The organism is Nocardioides sp., from assembly GCF_034670285.1.
Lineage (GTDB): Bacteria > Actinomycetota > Actinomycetes > Propionibacteriales > Nocardioidaceae > Nocardioides.
Genome location: NZ_JAXMNS010000085.1, coordinates 1 through 10,968 on the forward strand (window position 1 = coordinate 1; position 10,968 = coordinate 10,968).

Annotated in this window: 12 protein-coding genes; 9 read left to right on the forward strand and 3 right to left on the reverse strand. The window is 71.6% G+C overall.

Annotated features, from left to right (window positions below; genetic code table 11):
* Together VOI19_RS06210 and VOI19_RS06215 are read left to right on the forward strand one after the other, a co-directional pair.
* Positions 1–777: DUF1800 family protein (locus VOI19_RS06210; RefSeq protein ID WP_323792088.1), on the forward strand; the 777-nt coding region annotated here is incomplete at its 5' end.
* 10 nt (positions 778–787) lie between these two features.
* Positions 788–2,050 carry a DUF1501 domain-containing protein gene (locus tag VOI19_RS06215; RefSeq protein WP_323792089.1) on the forward strand — a complete coding sequence of 421 codons (1,263 nt, stop codon included), beginning with the start codon at positions 788–790 and terminating at the stop codon, positions 2,048–2,050.
* On the opposite strand, the gene VOI19_RS06220 is transcribed toward VOI19_RS06215, so the two are convergent.
* Entirely contained in the window at positions 2,034–2,801 is a 768-nt protein-coding gene (locus tag VOI19_RS06220; RefSeq protein ID WP_323792090.1) for a fused MFS/spermidine synthase, read from the reverse strand. The genes VOI19_RS06215 and VOI19_RS06220 overlap by 17 nt on opposite strands.
* 49 nt (positions 2,802–2,850) lie before the next feature.
* On the opposite strand from VOI19_RS06220, the gene VOI19_RS06225 reads away from it, so the two are divergent.
* From VOI19_RS06225 to VOI19_RS06245, 5 genes are read left to right on the forward strand one after another with little or no spacing between them, the layout of a single operon-like run.
* The gene (locus VOI19_RS06225; RefSeq protein WP_323792091.1) at positions 2,851–3,807 is read left to right on the forward strand and encodes an SGNH hydrolase domain-containing protein; all 957 of its coding nucleotides are present in this window, start codon (positions 2,851–2,853) and stop codon (positions 3,805–3,807) included.
* Between the two features lie 47 nt (positions 3,808–3,854).
* Positions 3,855–4,229 (forward strand): nuclear transport factor 2 family protein, encoded by a 375-nt coding sequence (locus VOI19_RS06230; protein WP_323792092.1) that lies wholly within the window; start codon positions 3,855–3,857, stop codon positions 4,227–4,229.
* 44 nt (positions 4,230–4,273) lie between these two features.
* Positions 4,274–5,311: an SGNH hydrolase domain-containing protein gene (locus VOI19_RS06235; RefSeq protein WP_323792093.1), complete on the forward strand. Its 1,038-nt coding sequence runs from the start codon at positions 4,274–4,276 to the stop codon at positions 5,309–5,311.
* Complete coding sequence (locus tag VOI19_RS06240) at positions 5,308–7,074, forward strand: hypothetical protein (RefSeq protein ID WP_323792094.1); 1,767 nt, start codon at positions 5,308–5,310, stop codon at positions 7,072–7,074. The genes VOI19_RS06235 and VOI19_RS06240 overlap by 4 nt, the downstream gene beginning before the upstream one ends.
* Positions 7,075–7,103: 29 nt before the next feature.
* Entirely contained in the window at positions 7,104–7,817 is a 714-nt protein-coding gene (locus VOI19_RS06245) for an enoyl-CoA hydratase (protein WP_323792095.1), read from the forward strand.
* 34 nt (positions 7,818–7,851) lie between these two features.
* Here VOI19_RS06245 and VOI19_RS06250 read toward each other — a convergent pair whose 3' ends face one another.
* Positions 7,852–8,127, reverse strand: coding sequence for a DUF4333 domain-containing protein (locus tag VOI19_RS06250; protein WP_323792096.1), 276 nt, complete (start codon positions 8,125–8,127; stop codon positions 7,852–7,854).
* A 65-nt stretch (positions 8,128–8,192) separates the two neighbouring features.
* A complete protein-coding gene (locus VOI19_RS06255) occupies positions 8,193–9,437 on the reverse strand; it encodes an NADH:flavin oxidoreductase (protein ID WP_323792097.1) in 1,245 nt (414 codons plus the stop codon).
* A gap of 40 nt (positions 9,438–9,477) precedes the next feature.
* On the opposite strand from VOI19_RS06255, the gene VOI19_RS06260 reads away from it, so the two are divergent.
* Positions 9,478–10,335: an MBL fold metallo-hydrolase gene (locus tag VOI19_RS06260; protein ID WP_323792098.1), complete on the forward strand. Its 858-nt coding sequence runs from the start codon at positions 9,478–9,480 to the stop codon at positions 10,333–10,335.
* A 57-nt stretch (positions 10,336–10,392) separates the two neighbouring features.
* Positions 10,393–10,968, forward strand: a 576-nt coding sequence (locus VOI19_RS06265; protein ID WP_323792099.1) for an LLM class flavin-dependent oxidoreductase, incomplete at its 3' end; no start/stop codon positions are given.

The following is a 10,968-nucleotide window of genomic DNA, read 5'->3' on the forward strand; positions in this document are numbered from 1 at the left end:
GTCAAGGTGCTCGACTTCCGAGCCCCCAACACCGACCCCGACGGACGCGACACGGTGCAGGCCTACCTGCGCCACCTCGCCCGCCACCCGGCGACCGCACGTCGCGTCGCGCGCAAGATCTGCGTGAAGTTCGTCAGCGACAACCCCTCCGAGTCCCTCGTGGAGCACCTCGCCGACGTCTACCTGCGCAACGGCACCGCGATCCGCCCGGTGCTGCTGGCGCTCGTGGCCAGCAAGGAGTTCAAGCGCTCGGTCGGGGCCAAGGTGCGCGACCCCTCCGAGGAGATCGTGGCGACCTACCGGGTCCTGCGGGTGCGCCTCACCGACCCGCCGGAGGGCGACAACAGCCACGCGGCGCACGCGATCCTGTGGCAGGCGAGCTCGATGGGCTCGATCCCGTTCGAGTGGCCGCGCCCTGATGGCCAGCCCATCGACAACCAGTCGTGGTCGTCGCCGGCTCGGCTGCTCGCCTCGATGGAGACGCACTGGGCCATGTCGGGCGGCTGGTGGCCGAGCCAGGGCATCCGCTACCGCAGCGCGCAGGCCTGGCTCCCCCGCAAACGGATCCGCTTCGACCTGCTGGTCGACCACCTGTGCCAGCAGCTGCTGGGTCGCGGGTCGACCAAGCGACTTCTGAAGGCCTGCGTCGAGTCCTGCCACGGGGACTGGCGGGTCCGGCCCTCCACGGTGATCACCGCCGATCACGCGCTCGTGCGGTGGGGCTTCCACCGCGTGCTCGCCACCATCCTCGCTTCCCCCGAACATCTCTCCCGCTGAGGACCCCTCGATGATCAAGCGAACAGCCCCACGACGCGCCGCCCAGGCGGCCTGCTGCCCCGAGTACGCCGGCGTCAGCCGCCGCGGCCTCCTGAGCGGCGGTCTCGCAGTCGGCACGACGGCCGTCCTCGGGAGTGCCGTCGTCACCGCGGCACCGGCGAGTGCGGCCGCTGCGGGAGCGGTGATGGTCGTGCTGTCACTCCGCGGCGCCGCTGACGGCCTCTCCCTGGTGGTTCCCTACAACGACCCCGTCATCAAGAACGGCAGCGCCCGTCCGAAGATCGGCATCCCCGCCGGCCGGCTCCTGGCGACCAACGGGACCTTCGGCCTCCACCCCGAGCTCGCCCCGGTGCTGCCGCTCTGGAACGCCGGCGAGATGGCCGCGGTCCACGCCACCGGTCTGCCCGCCCCCAACCGCTCCCACTTCGCGGCGATGGAGGAGATCGAGGACGCCAACCCGGGGTCGACCACACGAGAGGGCTGGTTGAACCGCCTGATCGGTGACCTCCCCGGCACCTCCCCGCTCCAGGGCTTCGCCGTCGGCGGGGGCGTCGTCCCGACGTCGCTCTACGGCACGCACCCGGTGATGTCGGCCGGCGACGTGGAGTCGGTCGGGTTCGCCGGCGTGGACGGTGACGACGGCAGCCGGCTGCGCTCCCTGCACACGCTCTGGGACCGCAAGGGCGGACCGTTGGGATCGGCCATGAGCGCGACGTTCGGATCCGTGCGCGACTTCGCACCGGCGCGCGACACCAGCGACGGCAAGTCCTCCTACCCCAACACCGACCTCGGACGGGCGCTCAGCGAGGTGGCCCGGATCATCCGTGGCGACGTCGGCGTCGGTGTGATCACCGTCGACCAGGGTGACTGGGACATGCACTCCGGGCTCGGCACCCTCGACTGGGGCTCGATGCGCAACAACGCCCGTGAGCTCGCCGAAGCACTCGCCGCCTTCTTCGACGACCTCGGCAACCAGCGGAGCAAGGTCACGCTCGTGGCGTTCAGCGAGTTCGGACGCCGCGTCCAGGAGAACGCCAACTACGGCCTCGACCACGGCTACGGCAACGTGATGCTGCTGGCCGGCGCCGGGGTCAAGGGCGGCTACTACGGAACGATGCCGCCGCTCAGCGCTGCGCTCGACGCCGACGTCCCGGTCACCACCGACTACCGCAGCGTGCTCTCGGAGGTCGTGACGACGCGACTCAAGGCCTCCCGAGCGGCGGTCTTCCCCGGCTTCAGCCCCGAGCCGGTCGGCGTCATGACGTCGCTGTAGTAATCCCCCGGCGGGGCCGCCCGCCGCCGAAGCGGTCGCTGACACCTCGGTCGTCGAGCACCTGGTAGGGCGCAGGGGACGACGCCGCCCGTCGCCGCAGCGCCGCGAGCGGCACCGCGTCGCGCCCGGCGGTGATGAGCAGGTTGCCCGCTCGCCGCCCCTTGAGCGTCGCGGGCTCCGCGCTGACGACCAGCGAGCCGAACACCTCACGCAGCCCGGCCACGGTGTCGCGCGCGAGGGTGAAAGGCGCGGCGTCGGCGAGGTTGAGGAGGTAGCAACCTCCGGGGGCGAGCACCCGGGCCACGTCGGCCAGGTGCGCGACGTCGAGCAGCTCGCTCGGGACCTCGCCGTCCCGGAAGGCATCGACCACCACGACGTCGGCGAAGTCGTCGCGCAGCGCCGCGATGCCGCGGGCGCCGTCCGTGGCTCGCACCTTGATGCCGCTGCGGCGTGGCAGCGGCAGCACCTCGCGCACGCGTTCGGTGAGGGCCTCGTCCGGCTCGAGGACGACCTGGGCCGACGTCGGCCGGGTCGTCGCGACGTAACGAGGAAGGGTCAGGCCCGCGCCACCGACGTGCACCACCCGGATCGGGACCCCGTCGGGGGCCACAGCGTCGAGGACGTCGCCGATGCGCCGGACGTAGTCGAAGACGAGCCTCGTCGGGTCGGCGAGGTCGACGAAGGACTGGTCGCGACCGCCGACGCGCACGACGTACGACTCGGGTCCGCCCTCGGCGAGGATCTCCAGCACGTCTCGACTCCTCCCCTGGACGACGATGGCTGTGACACGATACGTAACCATGCGCGTCCCCCGAACGAACGCGGCTCCGTCGAGCCTGCGTCCGGCCACTGCCCTGCTGCTCGTGTCGGCCCTGCTCACCGCCCTCCTGGCCTTGGCCGTCGCGGGGCCGGCTCCCGCACGCGCACTGCCGGCCGAGGAGCTCGACGTCCCGTCGATGCCCGCAGACTGCTTCGGTCCAGCCCAGACCTCGGGCGAGCCGACCGTCTGTCGCTACAACAAGTTCCGCAAGAAGCGGCCGACGGTGGTGCTCTGGGGTGACTCCCACGCGTGGATGTACATCCCGGCCCTGCGGAAGGCCGTGCGCGGGCAGCGCGTCAACTTCACCAGCTTCGTCGCCGGCAGCTGTCCTCCGATCGCGACCACCACCACCCCGGACGAGAGCTACTCCGGCAAGTGCGAGCGCAGCAACGTCAACGCCCTGGCCTTCGTGAAGAAGCTGCACAAGCGGGGTAGCGCCGTGAAGGTGATCCTCGGCTCCAACTGGAGCGGGTTCCGCATCGCCCACCGCGAGATCGCGATGGAGGGCGCCGGCACCGACTCCGGCTACGACGACTACACCCGCAAGATGGTGGCACTGAGCCACGAGGGGACACCGCGTCTCTTCCGCCGGCTCGGCAAGCTCGGGGTGGACGTCGACGTCATCGCCCAGGCCGCGGTGATCCCCGAGCGCGTCGCCGGCTGCGCCGACGGCAACGACCCCTACGCCTGCGACATCCCGCGGTGGCGTGCCCTGCCCGAGGAGGGACGCACCGACAGCTGGCTGCGCTCGCAGATGAAGAAGCTCAAGGGCGCTCCGCGCTACCTGCTCGCCCGAGACGCCTACTGCTTCGAGCGTGTCTGCAGCGGCAGCGTCGACGGCATCTTCACCTGGTACGACAAGCTCCACCTCAGCGCGACCCGGACCGCGGCGCTGTCGTCGTACTTCCGTCCGAGCGTCCTCTCGCTGCGTCGCTGAGGCGGACCCCGCTGGCGGAAAACTAGAACGTGTTATAGAACTGCCGCATGACCTTGAGCAACGACGCGGCTGCTGCCGCCGTGAACCGCTACCTCGCGCTGGTGTCCGACGGGACCGCCGACGAGATCGCCGCGCTGTACGCCGAGGACGCCACGCTGGAGGACCCGGTCGGCTCCGCCGTCCTCACCGGGCGCGACGCCATCCGGGCGTTCTACGGCGCGCTGGAAGGTCTCTCGATCACCACTTCCCTGATCACGCTGCGCACCTGCGCCGGCGAGGCGGCGTTCCACTTCCGGGTCGAGACCGACACCGGCGCGGGAGTGGCCACCATGGAGCCGCTGGAGGTCATGACCTTCGCCTCGGACGGCAAGATCGCCTCGATGCGCGCCTGGTGGTCCGACGCAGACCTCGTCTTCACCTGATCCTGCTCACGTGAGCGCCATCGGCGTGGCACGATTCTCCTGACATGGGACCTTCGAACCTCGCCGTCGCCGCCGCTCCTGCCGGCCGCCGACGCCTGCTCCTCAACCTGCTGGCGCTCGCGCTGCTCCTGCCCACTCTCGTGGGGGCACCGGCCACGGCGGCCCCTGCGACCGCAGTGATCACTGGCGCCACGACTGGCCCCACCACGGGTCCCTCCACCGGAGCCGGCTTCGAGCGGGGCGTGCCACCCACCACGGAGGCGGACTTCCCGCGGATGCCGCGCGAGTGCTACGAGTCCGACGGCGTCACGGTCAACGACCAGCCGTGCCGGGTGACCCGCTTCGGCGCGAAGCGTCCGACGCTGGTGGCTTGGGGCGACTCGCACGCCTGGATGTACCTGCCCGCCCTGCGCCGCGAGGCGCGCAAGCAGCGGGTCAACCTCACGATGATCGTGCTCGGCAGCTGCCCCGTCGCACTCCCGCTCCCGCGCTCGCGTGGGTTCGGCCGCAGCGGCTGCGAGAACCGCAACCTCAGGACCCTCGACTACCTGCGCAGCCTCGAGAAGCGCTCCAGGGCCGACGTGAGCGTCCTGGTGGGAGGCTTCTGGTCGGGCTACCGCCAGGCCTACCGACGCCAGCGCCAGGCCGACCGGACCGGCAGCGACTCGGGCCTCAGCAGCTACCAGCGTCACATGAGCACGCTCGCCGTCGAGGGGGCGCCGCGGATGTTCGAGCGCCTGGGGAGGATGAAGCTGGACGTCGACCTCATCGGTCAGGCCGCCACGGTGCCGCTCGACCCGCGTCCCTGCCCAGCAGGGCGTGAGCCCTACCAGTGCAACCTCCCGCGCGAGGCTGCGCTCGACCGCGAGCAGAACAACCGTCGGTGGATCAAGCGCAACCTCCGGGTGCCGCTCTCCGGCCGCCCGGTGCTGGTCGACGCCACTCCCGGCTACTGCACGGCCACGACGTGCCGGGCCCGCGTGGGTGGTGTCAACACCTACTACGACGACATCCACCTCGGCGCGAAGCTCGCGAAGACGTTGACCGGCTACTTCAAGCCCGTCATCCGCGACCTCACATGACGCCCCTCGCCATCCGGCGCCTGCTGATCCGCTGGGCCGTGTGCCTGGTGACGGCCGGTGTGCTCGGGCTCCCCGTCGCGGCAGCGTGGGCGGTCACCCACACGAGCGTCGAGCAGCTGATCGGCACCACGCCGACCACCTTCACCCTCAGCACACAGGGGCAGAGCGAGCTGCGGCTCGGGATCGCCGGCACGGTCTACGTGCCGCGAGCCGTGGGACCGCTCGGTGTGGTGGCGAGCGTCGACGGACCCGGAGACCCGGGGGCCGGCGACGGCGACCTCGCCAACTACGTGCGACCCGAGATGCTGCGCCTCTACACCGGCATCTTCCACGACCCCGGGCCGGCGATCGATCAGTACGTCGGCCTGGTGCAGACCGAGCTGACCCACCAGCTGCGACTGGCGATCCTGACCGTCACCCTGGCCGGCGGCACGCTGCTGCTCGCGCTGACCTACCTGCTCCCGCTCCGGCCGCTGAGTGGGCGACGTGCCCGCCTCCGGGTGGTCGGCGTCGCCGCACTCGGGCTGCTCACCACGACGTCGTTGGGCGCCGTCCAGGTGCTCGGCTCCCCCGGTCACCGGGGCGCGACCGAGGGCGTCTATCCGCTCGCCGTCCTGGACGGCACGCTCGCCGCCGGGGCCACGACCAACTCACCTGTCTTGCGTGCGCTCACCGGCGGCGCCCTGGCCAAGGCCCAGGTCCTGATCACGCGCCAGGAGAAGGCCGAGGCGCGCTACCGCAGCGCCGCGCTCGCCGACCTGGAGTCGCGACGGCTGCTGATGAGGGGTCCCCGCGACGGCGAGACCGCCGTGATCATGCAGTCCGACATGCACTGCAACACCACGATGATCCGCCTCCAGACCGCCGTCGTGGAGCTCCTCAACGAGCAGTACGGCGACGACGTCCCGGCGCTCATGGGCATCACCGGCGACCTCACGACGAACGGCACCGCCGCCGAGGGCACCTGCATCCGGGGTGAGCGGGCCGTGATGGGCGACGGACCCGTGGCCGTCGTCACCGGCAACCACGAGTCCGAGGTGAGCGCCGAGCAGATGGCCGACTCCGGTATGACCGTGCTCGAGGGCTCGATCGAGGAGCTCGCCGGCGTGCGGGTGCTGGGCGACGGCGACCCGAGTCGCAGCGAGCTCTTCGGCGCCACCACGCTGCGTGGCGAGGAGGGGCAGGCCGACGTCGGGTTCAGGTTGCGCGACGTGGCTGCCGACGCCGACGCCGACGAACGGCCGGACCTCCTGCTGGTGCACGAGGCGTACGCCGCGCAGGCGTTCCTGGACGTCGAGAGCGTCAGCTCGCTGCTCACCACGAACGACGTGTCGCTGACGGTCGCCCCGCCGGACGGTGACGACGGCATCGACGACGTCCCCGCGAGTGCGGTGTTCTACGGGCACTGGCACCGCTCGATCGAGCCGCGCGTGATCTGGAACTCCGACGGCACGTGGACGTTCCTGATGGAGCTCGACACGACCGGCGGGGCGGTCGACACCCCCACCATCAACAACTTCTCGACACCGTGGTCCAAGCCCCAGCAGGACGCGTCGTTCCCGGTGATCTTCCTCGACGACGAGACCCGGATGGTGACCGGCTACCAGCTCTACCGCTTCGAGACCGACGGCACCGCGGTGATCGAGCCGCTGGTGTCGATCGGCACGCCGGGCGGGCCGGTCGATGACGCCGCTTCCGACTCCGAGACGGCTCCCGAGGTCGAGACACCGACCGTCTCGGAAACACCGGCCGCGGCTGAGTGACCGCTGCCGGTCGCACTACCCTCGGGCGCATGCTCTCCACCACCCGCACCGGTCCGGTCAGCCTGCTCGAGCTCCAGCGCGAGGAGCGTCGCAACGCCCTCGACCTCGAGCTCTGCCGGGCGATCCACACCGCCGCGCAGACCGAGGTCGACGCCGGCGCGCGGGTGCTGGTCATCACCGGGTCGGGCTCGTCGTTCTGCTCGGGTGCGGACCTCAACGGCGTGTACGGCGAGGAGTTCCTCGAGGCGCTGTACGGCATGCTGCACGGCCTCGCAGCGCTCCCTGTCCCGATCCTCGCCGCCGTCAACGGCCCCGCGATCGGTGCCGGCACCCAGCTCGCCCTGGCCTGCGACCTCCGCGTCGGCGACGCGACCGCGCGATTCGGCGTGCCCACGGCCCGCAACGGCATGGCCGTCGACTCCTGGACGATGCGGACGTTGGCTCACGTGGCCGGAGGCGGCGTGGCACGCAGGCTGATGATCGCTGCTGAGCTGATCGATCGGGACGCGGCGCTGCAGTGCGGCCTCGTCGACCGGTCCGGCACCCTCGAGGACACCCTGGCGTGGGCCCAGGAGATCGCCACGCTCGCGCCGCTGACGCTGGCGCACAACAAGGCGGTCCTCAACGGGGCCGGCGACGACGAGGTGGCGCGCTCCTTCGCCGCCTGCTGGGCCAGCGACGACGTGCGTGAGGCAGCCACGGCCCGCACCGAGAAGCGACGACCGGTCTTCACCGGCCGCTGACCCACTGCTGGACCAGCCCCATGGCCGGGTACAGCTAGCCGGCGTCGGAGAAGTCGAAGATCACGTCGCTGCCGTCGACCTCGGTGACGGTGACGGTGATCTCGACCGTCGTGTCGTCGTCGAAGGTCACCAGGCAGTCCTGGGTGGCGCCGACCTCGCCCTCGAGGTCACCGTCGCAGGACACCGAGGCGACGCCGTCCTCACGGCCGACCTCGGCCTCGAGGTCGGACTGCGCGACCGTGACCGCGCAGCCGGACATCAGCACGGCCAGGGCCGCCAAGGACGCTGCGACAGCGCTGCGAGTACGCATGCTCGGACCCTCTCAGATTTCCGGCTGCTCACCCAGGGTGGACCAGTCCACCCCTCTGCGCCGACTCAGGCGCGCTCGGCCAGGCGACGTCGCGCGCGCTGCTCACGCAGGCCGCGCACCAGCTCGCCGCCGACGAAGCCCGAGGCGGCCCGGGCGGGGTGCAGCCCGGGGGCGACGTCGCGGCCGTCACCGAGCCGGCCGATCTGCACCTCGTACCACTCCGACTCGCCGGCCATCCCGGCCACGGTCGGCAAGGTGTACGACGGCAGCTCGATGCCCGCGGCGCCCTTCAGCAGTGCGTGAGGCAGGTCGGGATCGATCGCCAGCGGACGCCCGAGGCCGATGAGGTCGACCGCTCCCCCAGCCAGCAGCGCCTCCATCGCGGCTCGGGTGCGGATGCCACCGGTGAGCATGATCGGCACCTCGGGGGCGGCGCGTCGCGCGCGCTGGGCGAAGGCCGCGAAGTAGGCCTCCTTCACCGAGGCGAGGTGAGGGACCGGGGTCTCGTCGACGCCGATCCCGAAGAGGGCCGGGCTCTCGTAGGTGCCGCCGGACACCTCGATCAGGTCGACGCCCTCCTCCACCAGGAGGCGCACGACCTGCTCGGCGTCGTCCTCGGTGAACCCGCCGTGGCGGAAGTCGGAGGAGTTGAGCTTGACCGCGACCGTGAAGCCGTCGCCGGTGGCCTGACGCGCGGCACGCACCGAGGCGAGCAGGGCACGCGCCCGGCCGGCGACGTCGCCGCCCCAGGCGTCGGTGCGGCGGTTGACGTGGGGAGAGAGGAACTGGGCGAGCAGGTAGCCGTGAGCAGCGTGGATCTGGACGCCGTCCAGACCCGCCTTCTCGCACAGTGCTGCGGCGGTGCCGAACGACTCCACGATCTCGTCGATCTCCCCGGACGCCAGGGCCCGCGGCTTGCCGAACAGCCCCATCATCGGCACCGCGCCGGAGGCACTGGGCGCCACCGGGGTGCGGGCGATGAAGCGGTTGGTCTGCCGGCCCGGGTGGTTGAGCTGGGCGATGATCGGCGTCGTGCCCGCGGCCTGGCGCACCCGGCCGAGCCGGACGACGTCGAGATGGCGGTCGGCGACGATGTTGCGGCTGCGCTCGAGGAAACGACGGTCGACCATGAGGTTGCCGGTCACCAGCAGCCCGCTGCCACCCTCGGCCCAACGCCGGTAGAGACGCTCGTGCCGTCCGGTCGGCTGGTTGGCCGCGTCGGCGAGGTTCTCGGTCATCGCGGCCTTGACGATGCGGTTGGGGAGGGTCAGGCCGCTGGGCAGGGTGAGGGTCTGGTCGAGGAGGGACACGGGCCGAGTGTAGAGGTGGACCGACGGGCAGACTGGCCTCATGACGCAAGACGTTCACCCCACCTTCGGGGTCCGCGTGGTGGAGGTCGGCCAGGTGCGGGTCCGACCCGACAACGTCGCGGCCACCTGGCGTCCGATGCTCTGGTGGACCCTGACGTCGCGGCGGTGGACCGCCTGGCTGCCGGTCAACGTCGTCGTGATCGAGCACCCGAGCGGCACGGTGCTCTTCGACACCGGCCAGGACCCTGCCTCCGTGGAGGACCCGTCGTACTACCCGGGTGGGCTGCTCGGATGGATCTACCGTCGGCAGGCCCAGTTCCGATTTCCCGACGGTGGTGGTCTCGCGGAGGCCCTGCGCGCCGTGGGCGTCGAGCCGCACAAGGTGTCGATCGTCGCGCTGTCGCACCTGCACCAGGACCACGCCGGCAACCTCGCAGAGGTCAGCCACGCGCGGGTGCTGGCCGACCCGCGCGAGCTCGCGCTGCTGGACGCGCGGTCGCCCGAGACGCACGGACTGCTGCGCACGCACCTCGACGTGCCGGGGCTCGCCCTGACACCCGTGGACTACGCGCCCCTGGGCGACGACGGGCTGGCGCCGTTCGCCGAGGCCCATGATCTCCACGGTGACGGGTCCCTGCTCCTGCTGCCGACGCCCGGGCACTCGGCCGGGTCGATGTCGATGCTCGTACGACGTGCGGACTCACCGCCGCTCCTGCTCGTCGGGGACGTGACCTACGACCCCGAGGTGCTGGCCACCGGACGAGTGCCGGGCACGGGAGCCACCGCCGTCCAACGGCGGACGACCGCGCGGATCAACGCGCTGCGTGCCCGGCTGCCCGAGCTGGTGGTCGTCGCGTCGCACGATCCGGCAGCGTCGTCACGGGTGGAATGCCGGTGACCTCGGCGCCGTTGACCAGGCACCTGGCGCAAGCGCCCTGATCACCTCGGAGGACCCGTGCACATCGGCATCGACAGCTTCGTCTCGCAGGTCACCGACCCCACCACCGGCCACGTCGTCGGACCGGCGGAGCGGATGGCGCACCTCCTCGAGGAGATCGAGCTGGCAGACCGCTCCGGCCTCTACTCCTTCGGCATCGGCGAGCACCACCGCGAGGAGTACTACGACTCCGCGCCGCCGGTGATCCTGGCCGCCGCTGCGGCACGCACGAGCCGGATCCGGCTGGGTAGCGCGGTGGCGGTGCTGAGCGCCAACGACCCGGTGCGCGTCTTCCAGCAGTTCGCGACCCTGGACCTGATCTCCCAGGGGCGCATCGACCTGGTCGTGGGCCGGGGGTCCTTCACCGAGGCCTTCCCGCTGTTCGGGCTGGACCTCGGCGACTACGACGAGCTCTTCAGCGAGAAGCTCGACCTGCTGCTCCGGCTGCGCGACTCGCCCCAGGTGACGTGGACGGGGCGACACCGTCCGCCGTTGACCGGGCAGGGGGTCTACCCGCGCCCGGTGCAGGATCCCCTCCCGATCTGGGTCGGTGTCGGCGGCACCCCCGAGTCGTTAGTTCGCGCCGGACACCAG

What these genes read in the sequence shown, in the direction of transcription:
- VOI19_RS06245 (WP_323792095.1), top strand. Translation starts at nt 7,104, where the DNA reads ATGCTCTCCACCACCCGCACCGGTCCGGTCAGCCTGCTCGAGCTCCAG.
- VOI19_RS06215 (WP_323792089.1), top strand. Translation starts at nt 788, where the DNA reads ATGATCAAGCGAACAGCCCCACGACGCGCCGCCCAGGCGGCCTGCTGC.
- VOI19_RS06240 (WP_323792094.1), top strand. Translation starts at nt 5,308, where the DNA reads ATGACGCCCCTCGCCATCCGGCGCCTGCTGATCCGCTGGGCCGTGTGC.
- VOI19_RS06250 (WP_323792096.1), bottom strand. Translation starts at nt 8,127, where the DNA reads ATGCGTACTCGCAGCGCTGTCGCAGCGTCCTTGGCGGCCCTGGCCGTG.
- VOI19_RS06225 (WP_323792091.1), top strand. Translation starts at nt 2,851, where the DNA reads ATGCGCGTCCCCCGAACGAACGCGGCTCCGTCGAGCCTGCGTCCGGCC.
- VOI19_RS06260 (WP_323792098.1), top strand. Translation starts at nt 9,478, where the DNA reads ATGACGCAAGACGTTCACCCCACCTTCGGGGTCCGCGTGGTGGAGGTC.
- VOI19_RS06235 (WP_323792093.1), top strand. Translation starts at nt 4,274, where the DNA reads ATGGGACCTTCGAACCTCGCCGTCGCCGCCGCTCCTGCCGGCCGCCGA.
- VOI19_RS06230 (WP_323792092.1), top strand. Translation starts at nt 3,855, where the DNA reads ATGACCTTGAGCAACGACGCGGCTGCTGCCGCCGTGAACCGCTACCTC.